This window comes from Kaistella sp. 97-N-M2, from assembly GCF_021513235.1.
Classification (GTDB): Bacteria; Bacteroidota; Bacteroidia; order Flavobacteriales; family Weeksellaceae; genus Kaistella.
Map to the genome: position 1 here is coordinate 2,598,606 of NZ_CP090976.1, position 17,650 is coordinate 2,616,255.

The following is a 17,650-nucleotide window of genomic DNA, read 5'->3' on the forward strand; positions in this document are numbered from 1 at the left end:
AAAAATAAATTTCATTATCATGACTAAAAACCCCCTCCACGAATTCACCCAATTCTACAAAGGTGAAACCCAGCCTCCAGCCAATTGCCCGCATCCCAACCTTTGGCACTATGAACAAATGTGGGTCGAAAATGAAGAAGAAAGAGACGAGAACCACGGCAGAGTTCGGGAATATCAACACGACGTTCTGCCCTTGTATCACGAAGACGACGGTATTCCTTTATCTTTAAAAGCCCTGCTGTATAATCGCTACACCCATTGGGTAGGCGGGTATTCTTTGGAAAGTGATGTGAAAGGGTTTGTGCAGTTTCTGCATCAGCAATACTTAGGGAAAAAGGAAGAAAGACGATAACATAACTTCTGCGTACGGAAAGAAATTCCTATTCATCCTGCTTCAACACAAACCGCCACGGCATCTCCCGCCATAAATCTCCAGCATAGTCCACACCCACGCGCGGGCCCGCGGTGATGGCGCCGGCAAGTTCCGTGTCTTCTATCCAAAGGCGGTTTGAGGTGGTGAGATCTTCGCCGTAAAATGTTTTATCAAGTTCCAACAGATTGCCAATTCTGCCGGGACCGTTTACAGTGCTCAGGCCGCGTATGAGCACGGCTTCTGGCAAACCTTCGCCGCCCGTCACGATATTCAGGAGCCAGTAGCGGCCGTAGATGAGATAAACATAAACGGTTCCGCCCGCACCAAACATCAGTTCGGTCCGCGGCGTGCGGCCTTTGCTCGCGTGGCTGGCGAGATCGTTGGTGCCGTAGTAGGCTTCGGTTTCGGTAATGTGCGCGCGAAATTCCCGGCCGTCCTCAAAACGCCGCACCAAAGTTTTGCCTAAAAGGTCCTCTGCAAGATACACCGCAGTGTTTTGCTGAAAATAGTGGGAAGGTAACCGGGAATTTCTCATCAATTTAATTTGGGTTTGTTACATGGAGCAATCTGGCTTCAAACATCGTTCCGGCGCGTTTACACGACCATCTTATCAACATCCTGCAATTTGTCATATCCAATCTAATTTTTGATAGATTCTCGCGTTTACTCCGATCGACACCGAAGACCGCCTTTATTACGTTTTGGTCAAATTATTGTTCCCAAATGTTTTTAAAATTAAGAAAAATAAAAATGGAATACAGAAAATTAGGACACAGCGACTTGGAATTATCAGCGATTACTTTCGGCGCCTGGGCTGCCGGCGGTTGGATGTGGGGAAGCACCGATAGAAACGACGCCATCGATGCCATTAAAACTTCCTACGGTTTGGGCGTCACGTCCATCGACACCGCACCGGTGTACGGACAGGGTGCCAGCGAAGAAATTGTGGGCGAAGCCATCAAAGGAATTTCCCGCGATAAAGTGCAGATCCTCACAAAATTCGGAATGCGCTGGGACCTGCAAAAAGGAAACCTAGCCATGCATTCTAAGGATAACAACGGAAACAACATCGATATTTATAAATACGCCGGCAAAGAGAGTGTGATCGCGGAGTGTGAGCAAAGTCTGAGAAGATTAGGCACCGATTACATTGATCTTTATCAGATTCACTGGCCCGATGTTACCACGCCCATCTACGAAACTTTTGAGGCGGTTTCGCGCTTAATTGAGCAGGGCAAAGTGCGGTTTGCAGGCGTCTGCAACTACAATGCAGCACAAATGGCGACAGCCGCAGAAACCATCGATTTGGTTTCGAACCAGATTCCCTTCAGCATGGTTACGCGCGACATTGAAAAAACCGTGCCTTACTTTATCGAACATCAAAAATCAATTTTGGCGTACAGTCCCATGGAGCGGGGTTTGTTGACCGGAAAGATTCACGCCGGATATCAGTTCAAAGAAGGTGATCACCGCGCCGGTCTGCCTCATTTTCAGCGGGATTTCGTGCAGAAAACCAACGCGCTGCTGGCGGAGATCAAACCCATTGCCGAGGCGCACGACGCGACTTTAAGTCAACTCGTGTTACGCTGGACCCTGGCCAGAAAAGGAATTACAATTGCCCTGGCGGGTGCGCGAAACGCCGGTCAGGCGACCCAAAATGCCTTATCCATGGAAATGAATTTAAGTCCGGAAGAGCTCAAAAAAATCGATGAACTGGTGGATCGTTTTTAGTTACACTGGATTCCACCGCGTCGTTATATCATAAATGAACTAGGCCCGAAAAGCCCTCTTATTACAGGAAAAATTGCAGTCACTGACTGCAATTTCTGTAAAAAGCCGAAGGTAAAAATGTTCACGCGTTCTAATTTTGATCGTAAAGGAAACTTTAGGAATCAAGAACGATTGCTGATTGAAGCGGTTTTTGTCTGTTTGCCTTTTTAGTTCGCAAAAAAGATCAGAATTGGTGCAGGCAGTTTTTAAGTACCAAAAAACTCCTCAGAAAAACTGAAGAGTTTACATTTTACCATGCAATTGAGGTCGCGTAATTATCGGATTACTTTGATGTCGACCGCAGTTAATCCCTTTGGAGATCTTTCGATTTCGAAGGAGACTTTGTTGCCCTTTTTTACCATTTCTGCGCAGTTGTTGCTGTGGAAGAAAATGTTGTCTTTCATTGTCTCGGCGGTAATAAAACCGTAGCCCTTTTCACTCAGAAAAGTTACAATCCCAATTTTTACAACTTCTTCGGCTTCCCGTGGTGCGGCACCTAACTGAATGCTGTTGATGTCCACATCAATTTTATCGTTCTTGTCTGGTGGAGTACTGGTTAACTGACCATAAGCATCAACGTACATAATCATGTCGTCGAGGTCTTTTCCTTTGTCATTGCTTTCTTTGCGCTCCTCCCGACGCGCGGTTTTTTCTTTTTGCTTCTGAAGTTTTTTCTTAAAGTTTTCTTTTTTAGAGAAAGAATCTGCCATATATTATATTTTTGTTTTGAAATTATTTGATAAGGTACAACATAAACCCGTACAATGCAAACAAAGCCGTGAGTTTTATTTTATGTTGACGAACAATATACCCAAAATCCCGGCTTAAAGGGGATCTCAGTCGTTTCTATCGTGCGAATCGCTGCTGATGAACATTTCATTTTTTTCCTCCGCCACAATCTCCAGAAAGCGGTCGTAATGTTTGAGGACATCGGAAATCAATTCATTTTTCGTGAAATACTGAATGTCGTAACTTTCTCTCGTATCGCCGAAATAGGCTTTTGGGAAGAAGGTTCCTTTTTCCAAAACTTCCGGCTGGTTTCCTTCTTCTATTAAATATTTTGCGATCTTTTTTGCAGTCGTTTCCACACCGTACACAAAATTATTAATGAGATCATACTTAATAACAATTTCAATCTTTGTGGGTTCATTTTGATGATTGATGCTGGCGATAATGCCATTTTCCGCAAATTCCGCCTGAAGTTCAGTGAAAGCTTCTTTCACCACTGTATTGATAAACTGATCGATAGAGGCTTTGTCTTTTGTGGCAACGATGCGTTTTAACCGGTCTTTCCATAAATTTCCGGACCAAGGCGTCGTAGTTTTCGTAAACTTTCGGTCGTAATATGCTTGGTCGATCGTCAGTGCTTTCAGCAAACTCACCATAAATAAGATCATGATGAGGGAAAAGGGCAGCGCGGTGATGAGCGTCATACTTTGAAGCGCTTTCAACCCGCCCGCATTCAGCAGCAATAAAGACAAAACCGCCAACAAAGTTCCCCATAGAATGGTTTGCCATTTCGGTGATTTCAGCGCGTTTTTCGTGGCGATATTATTCATGACGAAAATCCCCGAATCCGCAGACGTTACAAAAAAGATGATCACAATTAAGATAGTGGCCAAACTGGCGATTTCGTTAAAAGGCAGATATTCCAAAAAACGAAACATCAGCGCGTCGGGATCGCCTGCAACACCGCTCAGCGCGCCACGACCTACATTCAAATCAAACCAAATGGCACTGTTTCCAAAAACCGTCATCCAGATAAAGTTAAATAAAGACGGTATTACAAGAACGGCGAGAATAAATTCGCGGATCGTCCTGCCTTTAGAAATTTTGGCGATAAAAAGCCCCACGTATGGCGACCAGGAAATCCACCACGCCCAATAAAGGATGGTCCAGTCATAAAACCAGGGCAGCGATTCTTTGTCGTAAACGTGCGTCCCAAACGTCAGGTTAAAGAAGTTGTTAATGTAATTTCCCAAACCTTCCGTAAAACTTCCAATAAGGAAAACAGTCGGACCGAAAAACAGGACAAACAGCAGCAGGCAGACGACCAACGTGACATTGATATTGCTTAAAATCTTAATTCCTTTGTCCACGCCCGTTAAAGCAGATAAAATAGCCAGACCTACCAAAATGCCCACAATCATGATCTGATACATAAAATTGGTATCAGGTACAATATTTAAGATCTGCAAGCCCGAATTAATTTGCACCACACCAAAACCCAGCGTCGTTGTAATTCCAAAAAAAGTACTGCAGAGCGCGAAAACGTCGATCACATTTCCCCAGACTCCATTTGTTTTATTTTTTAAAAGCGGATAAAAACAGCTTCTTAAAGAGAGCGGCAGTTTAAAACGGTAGGCAAAGTAGGAGAGGGACAAACCCACAAGACCATAGATGGCCCACGCGTGAATTCCCCAGTGAAAAAACGTATACAGTTGCGCATTTTTCGCTTTATTCACGTAATGCGTCAAACCAAATGCCTCCGACGTGTAGTGCTGCATGGGTTCTGCCACGCCAAAATACATCAGCCCAATTCCCATTCCCGCGGAAAACAGCATGGCAATCCAGGAAAAAAAGGAATGCTCCGGCCGGCTGTCATTATCGCCCAAACGAATTTTTCCGTATTTGCTAAATAGAAGATAGACAAGAAAAACCACGAACAGCGTGACCGCCCAAACATACACCCAATTGAGGTTTACAAAAATGAAATTTTTGATGACGTTCAAAATGCGGTCGGCAATTACCGGATACATAACGGAGACGACGGAAACGAGAACGATAAAGATCATGCTGGGAACAAATATTCCTTTGCGCAAAGTGGTTTTAAACATAGATGAATTCTTCTTAAATGACTTCTGAAGGCTGGGCGGCGGAAATATGCGGCGCCTAAAAAAACAGTAACAATCCCTAAATGAGCGCCTAAATCTTAAAATTTTGTTAAAATTACGGAATTTATTTTGAGCTCTTCCCGAAATTCCTTTAAAATATATTTCTTGGAATGCTCCCTTCTGAAAAACAGGAGAGGCCAAGCATTGCTGCTTAGCCTCTTATATTTAAAACTTTTGCGTGAATTCCGGCAGAAGAAATTCTGTATTTAATTTTTATTTCACCTTTTCAAACATATACAGTTTGCCGCCCGAAAACGCGTAGCTCTGCATGAGATTTCCTTCTAAAACCATAGTTTTAGAGGTCACGTCGATAACCGAAATGTAATTGCTGGAATTGTATTTCAGATAGTTTTCTTTCTCGCCTGTGGAGGGATTTTTGCCGAATTTGAACTGGTATTTCACCCATTCTTCTTCGCCCGGATCGCAGTGTACGGGTTTAAATTTCCCGCGGTTCGATTTGAATTCTATAACTTCCATGCCCGCGGCGCAGTCGCTTTTAAAATTATTTGCCGGATTTTGATCCTGCGAGAACTGTTCGTAAGTGCCGTTGTAAACGCCGATCACTTTCCACGTGCCGTCGATGCGGTCTTCATCTATTTTCCCTTCTGCTTTTTGTACGGCCCAGGAAACGCCGTTCACCGTTCCCTTTACAGCTGAATAGCCGATCTTTGCTGTGGTTTTTACGACTTTTGCGGCTGTCGAAACAATGCACGAGGTGAGCGAAAAACTTAATGACAGAATCAGTATTATTTTAAAATATTTCATAGCGGTAATTTAAGAAGGTAATTTACGTCAAAATTCGGAAAGAGGAAGAGATGCTTTCTTTTTCGGGAAATCTTAAAATCCCTCGCATGTGGAAGTGTTTGGAATTAAATTTCTAATCAATTTTATATTGAATGGGTTTGAAACTTCCGCCATTGCTGTCTTCGGCAGAACACGCAGTCAGACACACAAGGAGATCCATCTGCGCCTGAAATTTAACATGATCGCCGGCTTTCGACGTTGGTGGCAACACCGATAATTTTCCGTTCGCGTCGAACTGTACATTCATAAAAACATTGAACGCCGTTGGGATATCGTCCTGTTCAATCCCCATCGGCGCCAGATTTTTCGATAAATTTTCTAAGCAACTTGGATGGTAACCTTTGTAATCATACATCAGTTCGAAGGTTTCTTTGCTGCACGGCGCGAGCAAAAAATCGTTTCGGCCGTTCGTGTCCTCCAGAATTTCCATCATTTTGCGGGAGCGGTTGCTCCAGAGGAAATTCCCTTTGGTAATAAGTATTGATTCTTCGAAGTCCAATGTTTTTCCTGACGATATTTTCTCGCCAAAATCTTCGCTTTTAAAAAGAACCATGTCGCTCACCTGCATTCCTTCGGGATCGATTACGGTTAAGATTTGGTCTTTTTTTACATAGAAAGCGGCGCCGCTTTGTTTGTCGATAGTATTGATGTTGCTCATAGTAATTTAATTGGCTTTGTGATGGAAAGGACATTTCCAGTATTTTTCTACTTCTCGGCCACTGTACTGCTTCGTTTCCGTATCAGCTCCGTAGTCTTTCAGTACCGGATTAATGTTGCCCTGCAAAGCTTCATCGTTTTGGCGGATCGTATTTCTCACCGCGTGGTAAGTTCCCATTTCGCGTAATTTTTCGAACTGCCAGTGCAGATTAAATACTAGCGTTGTATGGGGTGCCTGCCGGGCCATACGCGAACTTTCGGGATGGAGACCTACAATGTAGAAAGCTCTTCCGCCAATGCTGAAATTGAACTGCGGATCGTCCGGATCGCTGCTCACGCTCTGATCCCACGCGCAGTCGTCCAGCTCATGCAGCTTCTGTGAGGTTTCCCACAGAGAATTTTCAAAACTGATCTCATCGGAAAAGTGATCATTCGGAAAAACAGCGATAAAGGATTCAAAGTCATTGCTTTCAAAATCATACTGTTCCAGATATTGGCCAATGTCGCTGACTAAGTCTTTTAAAACCGAAACATCGTGCATATCGTCATACACTTTCAGATGATATTTTTCCATTTTAAAAAGCGCTTTGGCCATTATGCAGGGATGTGTTTCGTTTAATATAAAATCTTTATACGCTTCTTCGATCGTTTGCACATCAGTACTTGCTTCTTTCGTGGCATTCATAATGTTTATTTTTTGGTAATAGCATTTTTTTTATAGCAAGTAACAAACCAAATTGCACCGAATTGAGGATTTTTAACGAAGAAATAATAATCATAATCGATTATGACCTCTTTATAATTGATGTAATGCTTATTACATCGGTGTGGTAAAAAGCGGGCTTTAACAAAAAAATGGAGCCATTATCTGCGCGTTCGCCGAAAAAATTCCTGTTCAAAATTCAGGTTATATGTCGCTTTATCCCCGTTGGAGTCACGTTTAAAGTTTTTCGGAATAGGGCCGCAAAAATTCGTGCGTTATTCCGTTTAAGTGATTGTTGATATAATCTTCTTCTTCCTGTACGTCAACTGCGAGTAATGTTGCCGCGCGGTAATCGTTCAGATTAATAGCAAGATGAGCGCACGCACCATAGGAGGCAATTTTATAGTGGGCCATTTTTTGGGAGATTAATATTAAAGCAATTTCCCAGTTCGCGATGTCGTTTAAAAATATGTCGAAGTGCTTTTGACCTTCCGCGATCAGCGCCAGGATGGCATCACATTTCTTGGTTTTGACTTCTATCGAGCGCATGGCGAAAATTTTTTCGAGGCGCTCTTTGTGTTTTAAATGGATTTGGTAATGATTTTCAAGAATAGACTTTAAATGCGGCGATTGTATCTGGTCGCGTATGGTATCGAACTCTGTGGCTATCGCATTTTCTGCGAAGTACAGTTCCTGCAGAGATTCTACGAAAAACACTTCCAAACCCTTTCTGGAGGGAACATCAGAAGGATCTAAGCTGGCATCGCCGGTATGAAGGGAATTGTCCATAATTTTAATCGTGGTCTGTACAAAAATGATTGGAAAAAATTCATCGCCTCACTTTGTAACGTATAGGTTCATAGCGAATTGCGTGCCGATTTAGGAGCGATTTCGCAACTTTTAAAGTTTTCCGCGCCGCAAGTCCAGGTGAAGTTGCGGTCAAAAGACCTCTTAAGAATACAACGCAAATACGATTTCTTAATCAAAACTTTTTTGATGAAAAATTTTTTATTAGGTTTGATGTAGCGGTCCGTCATCAGATAACTCAGCCAATTTCTTAATCGCCTGACGGGATGAGAGGACCGGTCAGACGCGGTAACTTTAAAATACATTAATATGTCTTCGAATCTCCACCGTTTCCACACTGCACAGGAAAAGTCCTACGACGACGCTCTGCAGGAAATGAAAAATGGCAAAAAAACAAGTCACTGGATGTGGTACATTTTTCCGCAGATTAAAGGTTTGGGAAAGTACGACACCGCCAGAAAGTATGAAATAGAAAATCTGGACGAAGCTGTGCAGTATCTTCAAGATCAAGTGCTCTCCGAAAGAATTATTCATCTGACGGAAATTTTGGTTGGCGAGGTTTCTTCCAGATCCGCACAGGAAATATTTGGTTTTCCGGATTATCTGAAATTTCGTTCGAGCCTAACTTTGTTTGATTTTGCAGTTTCCCGAAATAAGGAAATCTTTGCCAATGAAAAATTCTCCATTTTCGCAGAAGCGCTGAACAAATACTACGCGGGCAAAAGAGATGAACGCACGCTGGAAATTTTACGGAACAGCTGAGCCTCATTTATTTCTACAACTTTTTTCTGCAAACCGGAACAGAAAAAGATGGGTAGCACCTCGTTTCAGCCGGACAAATTTGCAGCGGTTTTTTTCTAAGATGCTTCTAAATTCACGCAAAAATTTTTCATCATATTTTGACATTTTTGTATTACCATTCTCCCGCTCGTTTTCTTAGTTTTACTTTAGAGAAAATTGAGTCCTATGAAAAGCCTTACATATATAGTCCTTTTTTTTGTTTTAAACTGCGCGCCGGCTAAAAATACACTAACTGAAAAAGTTTTATTCGAGCACGGCAGAACAGAAACCACGGGAAATTCTGCGGTCAAACTGATCGGTTCCGCTTCCTCGGTTTCCTTTGTTTTTAAAGGCACCCAGACTGCTGTTGCTCTCCAGTCGCTGGACTCTTACGACCATCATAACTATATCAATTTAGAAGTCGACGGCACGTACAAAGGCAGATTCCGCGTGGAAAAAGGCGCGCCACAGGAATTTAAAATTTCAGCGGCGGATAACGGAATGCATCACGTTGAAATTTTTAAAGCCACCGAAGCCGCCAATGGAAGCATTTTGGTCAACACTTCTGCAACGAATGGGATAATTCCTTCAACCGAAAAATCTGGAAAAAGAATAGAATTTATCGGAAATTCCATTACGAGCGGTATGGGAAATGATCTGACGGTTCCGTGCGGAACGGGCGAATGGTTCGATCAGCACAACGCTTATTTTTCCTATGCTTCGATTTTATCGCGCGCGCTGAACGCAGATTTCCTGTTAAGTTCCGTTTCGGGCATCGGAATGTACCGCAACTGGAATGACGAGCACCTGGAGGAACCTGTTATGCCGGATGTTTACAATAATTTGTATTTGAATAAAGATTCGTCGAAACCTTTTCCTTCTTCCTTTCAGCCGGATCTTGTGAGTATTTGTCTTGGAACAAACGATCTTTCCGACGGCGACGGCAAGAAACCACGCTTGCCGTTTAATGAAGCTCAGTATGTGCAAAATTATGTTGAGTTCATCAAAAATATTTATGCGCGTTATCCTAATACCAGAATTGTTTTACTCACAAGCCCGATGATTTCCGGCGACAGAAATATTACTTTTGTTAACGCCTTAAAGAAAGTCATCCACCATTTCGATACCGACAAGCAGCACGAAAAGATCACTTTATTCCAGTTTCAGCCCATGTCGCCGCGCGGTTGCGGCTATCATCCCGATATCGAAGATCATAAAATACTGGCCGCAGAACTGGAAAGTACTTTCAAAAATTTGCTCGATGAATAAACTGCTTTTTTTAATGCTCCTCATTTCAAACGGACTTTTTGCCAATGTAACTTTGCCCGCCGTTTTTTCGGACGGCATGGTACTGCAGCGGAATTCGGAGGTAAAATTTTGGGGCAATGCAAATCCGAAAGAAGAAATCACACTTACCACAGGTTGGGATCACAAGGAATATAAAACCGTTGCCGACAGTATGGCGAAATGGGAAATTAAATTTCCGACATCCAAAGAAGGCGGACCTTACACCATTTCTGTTAAAGGCTATAATGAAGTCACTTTAAAAAATATTTTGGTGGGCGAAGTCTGGCTGTGTTCCGGACAGTCGAATATGGAAATGAACGCCGGCTGGGGCATCGAAAACGGCGACGCCGAAGTTCTCGAGGCTGCCAATCCAAACATCCGTTTCTTTAATATTGATAAAGCCACCGCGCTCACGCCGCAAAACAACTTACAGGGAAAGTGGGAAGAAAGCACGCCCGAAACCATGAAAAGAAGCAGCGCCATCGCCTATTTTTTTGCGAAACATCTGGAGAAAACACTGCCAAACGTTCCCGTCGGATTGATCATTTCTGCGTGGGGTGGAACGCCGGCGGAAGTCTGGATGCCGGAGAGCAGTTTTGTAGAAAACAAGTTAGCACTGCAAGAAGCTCAGAAGCTAAAACCTTCGGAATACGGACCCGTAGAACCTGCGCGGGCTTTTAATGCGATGATCAACCCCGTTGTTGGTTATCGAATTGCCGGAACGCTTTGGTATCAAGGCGAAAGCAACACCGGTTCGAATACGTACGAAAATACCTTTTCGGAACTGATCAATTCCTGGCGAGCCTTATGGAAATATGATTTCCCCTTTTATTTCGTGCAGATTGCGCCTTATAATTATGGCGAAGAATACGATGGCGGCGTAAAAGTTCGCGACGCGCAGCGCATAACTTTAAAGTTAAAAAACACCGCGATGGTGGTGACGAGTGATATTTCCACCGTTGACGACATTCATCCAAAAAAGAAAAAAGAAGTCGGCGAAAGGCTGGCCGATCTGGCGTTGAAAAATATTTATAAAGCAAAGACTGGTCTTGTAGAGTCGCCCTTGTTTAAAAATTTCACCGTTGCTAAAAATAAAATTATTGTTGAATTTGATCACGCAGACGGACTTCATTTCAAAAATAAATCCTCCACTCTTTTTGAAGTGGCCGGTGAAGACGGTAAATTTTATAAAGTGGCGGCGGCCATCAAAAATAATCAGGTTATTTTAAATTCAAAAAAAATAAAAAACCCAGCAAAAGTGCGCTACGCCTGGGGAAATAACATTCAGTCGGATCTCTTCAACAAAGCCGGTCTCCCGGCATCCTCTTTCCAGACTGACTAAAATAATACTATGAAACTCAATAAAACACTCACCGGAATCGCAACGTTTTTACTTATGACTCAGTTAAATGCTCAGAACAAATCTTATTTAGACCAATCAAAACCTCTTGAAGAGCGCATTTCTTTGTTACTGAAAGAGATGACTTTGGAAGAAAAAGTCGGACAGATGAATCAGTACAACGGCTTTTGGGAAGTTACGGGACCTGCGCCGAAAGGTGGCACGGCAGAACTTAAGTACGACCATCTTAAAAAAGGCTGGGTCGGCTCCATGCTCACCGTTCGTGGTGTGAAGGAAGTTAGAGCCGTACAGAAAATTGTGGTAGAAGAAACGCGCCTGGGCATTCCTTTGATTATTGGTTTTGATGTCATTCACGGATACAAAACTTTAAGTCCGATTCCTCTGGCAGAAGCCGCAAGCTGGGATTTGGAGGCCATTAAAAAATCTGCGCAGGTTGCAGCTTTGGAAGCTTCCGCCTCCGGAATTAACTGGACTTTCGGGCCGAACGTTGATGTGACGCACGAAGCGCGATGGGGCAGAATAATGGAAGGTGCGGGCGAAGATCCCTTTCTCGGAAGTAAAATTGCAAAAGCCAGAGTTCAGGGTTTTCAGGGCGATACAAAAGCTGATCTGCTGAAAACCAATACCATTGCAGCGACCGCCAAACATTTCGCTGCGTACGGTTATGCCGAAGCAGGCTTGGAATACAACAGGGTGGAAATGGGCAATGCCGAACTGTACAATATGGTTTTACCGCCTTTTAAAGCCGCAAAAGAGGCGGGCGTAAGGAGTTTTATGAACGGCTTCAATCTCCTTAATGGAATTCCGGTGACGGGAAGCGGTTTTCTGCAAAGAAAAATCCTAAAAAAAGACTGGAAATTCGATGGTTTTGTGATTACGGATTACTCATCTATCCGCGAAATGATTGCGCACGGCTTTGCCAAAGATGAAAGTGATGCCGCTACAAAAGCCGTCGTCGCGGGCGCTGACATGGATATGGAATCTTACATCTATGTCGCCGAACTTGCGAAATTGGTGAGAGAAGGAAAAGTAAAACAGGAATTGATCGATGACGCGGTAACGAGAATCCTGCGCGTGAAGTTTGAACTGGGATTATTTGACGATCCCTACAAATATCTGGACGAAAAAAGAGAAAAAGAATCCATCGGCACAAAAGCCAGTCACGAAGCCGTTTTGGATATGGCGAGAAAGTCCATCGTACTTTTAAAGAATGATAAAAACCTCTTGCCGCTGAAAAAATCCGGGCAAAAAATCGCTTTAATCGGGGAACTTGCGGCGGACAAAAACAGTCCGCTGGGAAGCTGGAGAATTGCGTCGGACGACAATACGGCAGTTTCTGTTTTGGAAGGTCTGCAAAAATACAAAGGCAATCAACTTACCTACGAAAAAGGCGCCGATGTCGCCCCTGGAAAAACAACCTTTATCGACGAAGTTAAAATCAATACAGCGGATACGTCAGAATTTGAAGCCGCGAAAACTGCAGCCAAAAATGCAGATGTTGTGATTATAGTTTTAGGCGAACACGGTTTCCAGAGTGGCGAAGGACGAAGCAGAACCGACCTTGGTTTGCCCGGCGTGCAGCAGGAACTTTTAGAAGAAGTTTATAACGTGAATCCGAATATCGTTTTGGTGTTGAATAATGGCAGACCTCTTGCGATCCCATGGGCAGCGGAAAATATTCCGGCCATTGTAGAAGCCTGGCAACTGGGGACAGAAACCGGCAATGCCGTGGCAGAAGTGCTTTACGGCGATTATAATCCCGGCGGAAAACTGCCCGTAACCTTTCCGCGAAATGTGGGGCAATTGCCTGTTTATTACAACCATTACAGTACGGGAAGATACAACAACACCGATGGTTTGGTATTTTGGTCGCACTACATAGATTCAGACAAAACGCCGCAGTTTGCTTTCGGGCACGGTTTAAGTTATACGACGTTTGAATATTCAGATTTAAAAATAGAAAAGCCGGAGTACCAAAAAGGCGATCCTGTAAAAATCTCTGTAAAAGTTTCCAACACCGGAAATTACGACGGCAAAGAAATCGTTCAACTTTACATTCACGATGTCACCGCGAGTTTGGCAAGACCCGTGAAAGAGCTGAAAGGTTTTGAAAATGTTTTTCTGAGAAAAGGCGAGACCAAAACCGTGAACTTTGTGCTGACGGACGCGGAATTAGGTTTTTACACCAACGAAGCCCAATATTTGGTAGAACCGGGGACGTTCGAAATCTTTGTGGGCGGAAGTTCGGATAAAACGCTGACGTCTCAGTTCGAATTGAAGTAAGGCAAAACCAAAAAAACAAACCCCTTTTCAACCGAAAGGGGTTTTGCTTTTCTTAAATATGAGTAATTGAATTTTTCTAAAAGCTGATTTACGCTGTAATTTAAAAACGTTTAATTACTCCTGATTTATTTTTTGATCGAATTCTTTAATAAGGTGCAGTGTAGTGGTGTCCGTAGAAAAGATAGAATTTAAACCCTGCGGTTCCTGCGGCGGATCGGCGGTATAATCGTCGCCCTCTTTCCATTTGCCGTCGGCGGGATTATTTTTTCCCAGACCGCCGTAACCCCAAATATTGAGCGCGGTGAAAGGTTCTTTCTTCGCGATGGATTTTTCCATCTCTTCGAAAATGGCTTTGTAATACGTGTTTCGGTTTTCCACGGAAGAACTTTTGGAAAGACTTTCTCTCGTACGTGGAAATCCAAACTCTTCCAGGACGAGAGGTTTCTTCAAAGATTTCGCAACTTCGATATGTTCTTTCATGTAATTAACAGTTTCGGAAATGGAAGTCTGCGTTGAATTTTTTTCGTCGTCGATGTTGTACCAGCCCCAGTTTTTCGGCCAGATGTGCATGGTTAAATAATCGATATTTGGACTGTTGTGCGTTCTTTCGAAGGCCTGGATGTCTTCATTCGAACCGGCTTTTCCTTCAGAACCTGTGGTCACCAAATGATTTTTATCTAATTTTTTAATTGTAGTCGCGACGTCGTTCAACCATTTGGTGAATGCTGCTTCGTGCTGAGCCGTTCCGATGCGCGGTTCGTTCGCCACTTCCCAGGACATAATGGTTTGGTCTTCCGAGTATTTAACGCCGTTCACAGAATTTGTTCTGCCCACCATGAATCTGATATGTTTCAAAAAAGCCTCTTTGCAGGGTTCGCATTCCTGAAACTGGTCCGTATACGCCATGAATTGCGGCCAGGTGTTCGGTGACAAATTAGGATTGGGAACTGTTCCGTAACCGTTCCATTCCAGATATTTCGCAATGCCGCCGCTCCATTCCCAATTATTGGTAAGATAAAGTACGGCATCCATGTTTCTTTTGCGCATTTCGGCGAGCACAAAATCCAGACCTTCCAGTAGTTCCGGATTGTATTTTCCCTGTTGATATTGGGTTGCAGGCCGAACGGTAAAGTCCTGATCGCCACCTTCGGAACTTGCTAAAATTCTTAAATTGGCAATTCCATGCGCTTTCAGTTCGTCCAGTTCTTCGATCAGTCGCGCTCTGTCGCCCGATTTTGCGCCGAGCATCGCTCCGTACCAGTAATTCGCGCCAATATAATGATAAGGCTTGCCATTTTTTATGAAATTATTTTCGGTGGTCGTAATGAATTTCCGCGAAGAGCAGGAACTCAGAAAGAAAATTGTAAACGCGGCGATAAAAATTCGGATTGCAGATATTTTCATAATATTGAGTTAAACGGAATTAGAAATGAGATGCCTCTTTTGGCGCTTCAGAAGAGTTAGAGAAAATTTAGAACTAAGTATTTAAAGCCGTTTCAGGAGTTCCATACACGCGCGCGAGTTGTGATAAGGACATTTCCAGAAACCAATTTTAGCTTTTTTTATTGGCGAATAATCTTCGTTAATGCCCCAAATCCATTCGTCGTGTGTTTCATCTAAAATATATTTTTCAACAAACCCGTAATTTTTTTCCGCGATCGAAAAATATTTTTCTTCGCCGGAAATCTGCCACGCGTTGATCATTCCGATCCACAATTCTGCCTGGGGCCACCAATGTTTTTCGGCGATGAATCTTTCCTCCTGCGGCTCGTATTCGTACCAAAGTCCGCCATCGCTGTCGATGCCTTCCATCGTCGCATCAGAAAGTTTAACGGCGTATTTTTTATAGTTTTTAATTAATTCTTCGTCATCAATTACCTCAGCGCACCACAATAAAAGCCACGCGGCTTCAATGTCGTGGCCGTAGGAAATGACATCTTCTTTTTCGATCCAGTTTTCATTAAAGAAGAGTTTTAAATGCCACGATTCCGCGTCGATAAAATGGGTTTCGGTGATGCGAAGGATTTCTGCAATGGCTTTTTTCACGCTTTCGTCCGGCCAGACGAGATAAAGATTGGCGTACGCTTCTACAATATGCAGATGCGTATTCATGGTTTTCTTTTCGTTTGCGTCTTTTTCGCTTAAACGCAGATCTTCAATGTCTGCCCAATTTTCCGTAAAGGCTTCCAGATAGCCGCCCTTGTCCTTGTCGTGGCTGTGTTCTTCAATCTTTTCAAAAAGGTTTTGCGCGGCTTTCAAAGCATTTTCGTTTGCCGTTATTTTATAAAATTCTGTAAGCCCATAAATGGTAAAGGCCAGGGCATAAATTTGATTTTTCGTGTCTTTCGGAGTGCCATCGCAATTGATGCTCCAGTAAATACCGCCGAATTCTTCATTATAAAAATGCGTCAGAATATAATCAAAAGCACGCTGCGCCACTTCCAGATATTTTTCGTCTTTCAGTAAATCATAAGCCGCAGAAAAGGTCCATAAAATCCGTGCATGCAAAACAGCGCCTTTCTCGGCGCTGAAATTTTTTTCGTTTTTAAAGTTGATCTCTCCAATAAATCCACCGTTTTCCTCATCCACAGCATTGTGCATCCAGTAATCCAGAATTCGCAGAAGTTCTCGGTGGGCTTTTTCCTTTAAGTGAAGTTTTCTTTCTTCCATAAAATTTTATTTGAAGGGTGCTGCTGTTAAAGACAGCCGGTATTGGAAAATTCAGACCAAACCTTTGTTCCTGTCGATGAGTTCAATAATATTCTGAACCGAAGACGCAGAAGTAAATCCATCAACCGGAGAATTGATCACGTAATCCGTTAAACGTTCGATATCCGAAACCGCCACATGCATTCTGGTGTCGGAGGACGCATAATAAATGTAAACTTTGCCGTCGTCATCGGTAATCCAGCCGTTGGAAAAAACCACGTTCGAAACATCGCCGATTCTTTCTTCGTTATGTGGCGCCATAAAATGGCCCGCCGGGACGTGCGTTACTTTAGAAATATCATTTAAATCCGTCATAAACATGTAAAGTGTGTAACGCAGACCTGCGGCTGTATTGCGCACGCCATGCGCCAAATGCATCCAGCCTTCGGACGTTTTAATAGGAGCCGGCCCAAGACCGTTTTTCAGCTCGTAAATCGTGTGGTAATTTTTACCGAAAATAATTCTTTCGTCCTTAACAACGGGATTTGCCATATCTTCTACGAAACCCAAACCGATTCCGCCGCCGTTTCCCACTTCGATAAATCCATCCTGCGGACGCGTGTAGAGGGCATATTTCTGATCTACAAATTCCGGATGAAGTACGACATTTCTTTGTTGCCCTGATGTGGAAACAAGATCCGGTAATCTTTCGAAATTAACAAGGTCTTTGGTGCGGACAATTCCCGCGTTGGCGATTGCCGAACTCGTATCTCCCGCTGCCGCGGAGGGATCTTTTCTTTCTGTACAGAAAATTCCGTAGATCCAGCCATCTTCGTGCAGAGTAAGTCGCATATCGTATGCGTTCGTATCCGGCTGACCGTCAATTTGCGGAATAACGCAGGGTTTATCCCAATATTTGAAATTATCAATTCCGTTATCACTTTCGGCGATGGCAAAAAAAGATTTTCGGTCGTTTCCTTCTGTTCTTACGCAAAGGATATACTTGCCCTGAAATTTAATGGCTCCAGCGTTGAACGCGGCGTTGTACCCAATTCTTTCCAGCATGAAGGGATTGGTGGCAGGATTAAAGTCGTACCTCCAATCCAAAGGGACGTGTTTCGCGGTGACCACGGGATTCTCGTATCGGGTATAGATTCCGTTTGGGACTTCGTCTGCAGGTTTGTTGGGCTTTGCAATCAATGAGCTGTACTCTTCTTCAAGTTCTGTTCTTCTTTTTAAAAATAGATCTGAGGCGTTCATCGTATTCATAATTCTTAAGAATG

At 43.4% G+C, this 17,650-nt stretch carries 16 protein-coding genes; 6 read left to right on the forward strand and 10 right to left on the reverse strand.

Annotation, left to right across the window (positions count from 1 at the left end; translation table 11 throughout):
- The first annotated feature begins 19 nt into the window (after nt 1–19).
- Nucleotides 20–352 carry a hypothetical protein gene (locus tag L0B70_RS12145; protein WP_235142036.1) on the forward strand — a complete coding sequence of 111 codons (333 nt, stop codon included), beginning with the start codon at nt 20–22 and terminating at the stop codon, nt 350–352.
- Nucleotides 353–380: 28 nt separating this feature from the next.
- Here the strand turns inward: L0B70_RS12145 and L0B70_RS12150 are convergent, their stop codons facing one another.
- Complete coding sequence (locus L0B70_RS12150; protein ID WP_235142037.1) at nt 381–908, reverse strand: DNA-3-methyladenine glycosylase; 528 nt, start codon at nt 906–908, stop codon at nt 381–383.
- Nucleotides 909–1,123: 215 nt separating this feature from the next.
- Between L0B70_RS12150 and L0B70_RS12155 the strand changes: the two genes are divergently transcribed.
- Nucleotides 1,124–2,104, forward strand: coding sequence for an aldo/keto reductase (locus L0B70_RS12155; RefSeq protein WP_235142038.1), 981 nt, complete (start codon nt 1,124–1,126; stop codon nt 2,102–2,104).
- A gap of 314 nt (nt 2,105–2,418) precedes the next feature.
- On the opposite strand, the gene L0B70_RS12160 is transcribed toward L0B70_RS12155, so the two are convergent.
- From L0B70_RS12160 to L0B70_RS12185, 6 genes are all read right to left on the reverse strand, one after another.
- Nucleotides 2,419–2,853, reverse strand: a complete 435-nt coding sequence (locus L0B70_RS12160; protein WP_235142039.1) for a cold shock domain-containing protein — start codon at nt 2,851–2,853, stop codon at nt 2,419–2,421.
- Between the two features lie 126 nt (nt 2,854–2,979).
- Nucleotides 2,980–4,980 (reverse strand): BCCT family transporter, encoded by a 2,001-nt coding sequence (locus L0B70_RS12165; protein WP_235142040.1) that lies wholly within the window; start codon nt 4,978–4,980, stop codon nt 2,980–2,982.
- Between the two features lie 270 nt (nt 4,981–5,250).
- Nucleotides 5,251–5,802 carry a hypothetical protein gene (locus tag L0B70_RS12170; protein WP_235142041.1) on the reverse strand — a complete coding sequence of 184 codons (552 nt, stop codon included), beginning with the start codon at nt 5,800–5,802 and terminating at the stop codon, nt 5,251–5,253.
- Between the two features lie 112 nt (nt 5,803–5,914).
- Nucleotides 5,915–6,499 carry a DUF1989 domain-containing protein gene (locus tag L0B70_RS12175; protein ID WP_235142042.1) on the reverse strand — a complete coding sequence of 195 codons (585 nt, stop codon included), beginning with the start codon at nt 6,497–6,499 and terminating at the stop codon, nt 5,915–5,917.
- A gap of 6 nt (nt 6,500–6,505) precedes the next feature.
- Nucleotides 6,506–7,183: a guanitoxin biosynthesis heme-dependent pre-guanitoxin N-hydroxylase GntA gene (gntA, locus tag L0B70_RS12180; protein ID WP_235142043.1), complete on the reverse strand. Its 678-nt coding sequence runs from the start codon at nt 7,181–7,183 to the stop codon at nt 6,506–6,508.
- 255 nt (nt 7,184–7,438) lie between these two features.
- On the reverse strand, nt 7,439–7,990 hold the full coding sequence (locus L0B70_RS12185) for a ferritin-like domain-containing protein (RefSeq protein WP_235142044.1): 552 nt from the start codon (nt 7,988–7,990) through the stop codon (nt 7,439–7,441).
- Between the two features lie 327 nt (nt 7,991–8,317).
- On the opposite strand from L0B70_RS12185, the gene L0B70_RS12190 reads away from it, so the two are divergent.
- The 4 genes from L0B70_RS12190 to bglX all read left to right on the forward strand — a co-directional run bounded on the left by L0B70_RS12190 (nt 8,318) and on the right by bglX (nt 13,718).
- A complete protein-coding gene (locus L0B70_RS12190) occupies nt 8,318–8,770 on the forward strand; it encodes a DUF1810 domain-containing protein (RefSeq protein ID WP_235142045.1) in 453 nt (150 codons plus the stop codon).
- 204 nt (nt 8,771–8,974) lie between these two features.
- Nucleotides 8,975–10,057 (forward strand): SGNH/GDSL hydrolase family protein, encoded by a 1,083-nt coding sequence (locus tag L0B70_RS12195; protein ID WP_235142046.1) that lies wholly within the window; start codon nt 8,975–8,977, stop codon nt 10,055–10,057.
- Complete coding sequence (locus tag L0B70_RS12200; protein WP_235142047.1) at nt 10,050–11,417, forward strand: sialate O-acetylesterase; 1,368 nt, start codon at nt 10,050–10,052, stop codon at nt 11,415–11,417. The genes L0B70_RS12195 and L0B70_RS12200 overlap by 8 nt, the downstream gene beginning before the upstream one ends.
- Before the next feature lie 9 nt (nt 11,418–11,426).
- Nucleotides 11,427–13,718, forward strand: a complete 2,292-nt coding sequence (gene bglX / locus L0B70_RS12205) for a beta-glucosidase BglX (protein WP_235142048.1) — start codon at nt 11,427–11,429, stop codon at nt 13,716–13,718.
- A 114-nt stretch (nt 13,719–13,832) separates the two neighbouring features.
- Here the strand turns inward: bglX and L0B70_RS12210 are convergent, their stop codons facing one another.
- From L0B70_RS12210 to L0B70_RS12220, 3 genes are all read right to left on the reverse strand, one after another.
- Nucleotides 13,833–15,122, reverse strand: a complete 1,290-nt coding sequence (locus tag L0B70_RS12210; RefSeq protein ID WP_235142049.1) for a cellulase family glycosylhydrolase — start codon at nt 15,120–15,122, stop codon at nt 13,833–13,835.
- A gap of 81 nt (nt 15,123–15,203) precedes the next feature.
- A complete protein-coding gene (locus tag L0B70_RS12215; RefSeq protein ID WP_235142050.1) occupies nt 15,204–16,388 on the reverse strand; it encodes an AGE family epimerase/isomerase in 1,185 nt (394 codons plus the stop codon).
- A gap of 51 nt (nt 16,389–16,439) precedes the next feature.
- On the reverse strand, nt 16,440–17,636 hold the full coding sequence (locus tag L0B70_RS12220; protein WP_235142051.1) for a glycosidase: 1,197 nt from the start codon (nt 17,634–17,636) through the stop codon (nt 16,440–16,442).
- Nucleotides 17,637–17,650 lie beyond the last annotated feature (14 nt).

Coding starts and splice junctions, on each gene's coding strand:
- L0B70_RS12190 (WP_235142045.1), top strand. CDS start 8,318: ATGTCTTCGAATCTCCACCGTTTCCACACTGCACAGGAAAAGTCCTAC.
- L0B70_RS12215 (WP_235142050.1), bottom strand. CDS start 16,388: ATGGAAGAAAGAAAACTTCACTTAAAGGAAAAAGCCCACCGAGAACTT.
- L0B70_RS12145 (WP_235142036.1), top strand. CDS start 20: ATGACTAAAAACCCCCTCCACGAATTCACCCAATTCTACAAAGGTGAA.
- L0B70_RS12200 (WP_235142047.1), top strand. CDS start 10,050: ATGAATAAACTGCTTTTTTTAATGCTCCTCATTTCAAACGGACTTTTT.
- L0B70_RS12185 (WP_235142044.1), bottom strand. CDS start 7,990: ATGGACAATTCCCTTCATACCGGCGATGCCAGCTTAGATCCTTCTGAT.
- gntA (WP_235142043.1), bottom strand. CDS start 7,183: ATGAATGCCACGAAAGAAGCAAGTACTGATGTGCAAACGATCGAAGAA.
- L0B70_RS12165 (WP_235142040.1), bottom strand. CDS start 4,980: ATGTTTAAAACCACTTTGCGCAAAGGAATATTTGTTCCCAGCATGATC.
- L0B70_RS12220 (WP_235142051.1), bottom strand. CDS start 17,636: ATGAATACGATGAACGCCTCAGATCTATTTTTAAAAAGAAGAACAGAA.
- L0B70_RS12210 (WP_235142049.1), bottom strand. CDS start 15,122: ATGAAAATATCTGCAATCCGAATTTTTATCGCCGCGTTTACAATTTTC.
- bglX (WP_235142048.1), top strand. CDS start 11,427: ATGAAACTCAATAAAACACTCACCGGAATCGCAACGTTTTTACTTATG.
- L0B70_RS12155 (WP_235142038.1), top strand. CDS start 1,124: ATGGAATACAGAAAATTAGGACACAGCGACTTGGAATTATCAGCGATT.
- L0B70_RS12160 (WP_235142039.1), bottom strand. CDS start 2,853: ATGGCAGATTCTTTCTCTAAAAAAGAAAACTTTAAGAAAAAACTTCAG.
- L0B70_RS12175 (WP_235142042.1), bottom strand. CDS start 6,499: ATGAGCAACATCAATACTATCGACAAACAAAGCGGCGCCGCTTTCTAT.
- L0B70_RS12150 (WP_235142037.1), bottom strand. CDS start 908: ATGAGAAATTCCCGGTTACCTTCCCACTATTTTCAGCAAAACACTGCG.
- L0B70_RS12195 (WP_235142046.1), top strand. CDS start 8,975: ATGAAAAGCCTTACATATATAGTCCTTTTTTTTGTTTTAAACTGCGCG.
- L0B70_RS12170 (WP_235142041.1), bottom strand. CDS start 5,802: ATGAAATATTTTAAAATAATACTGATTCTGTCATTAAGTTTTTCGCTC.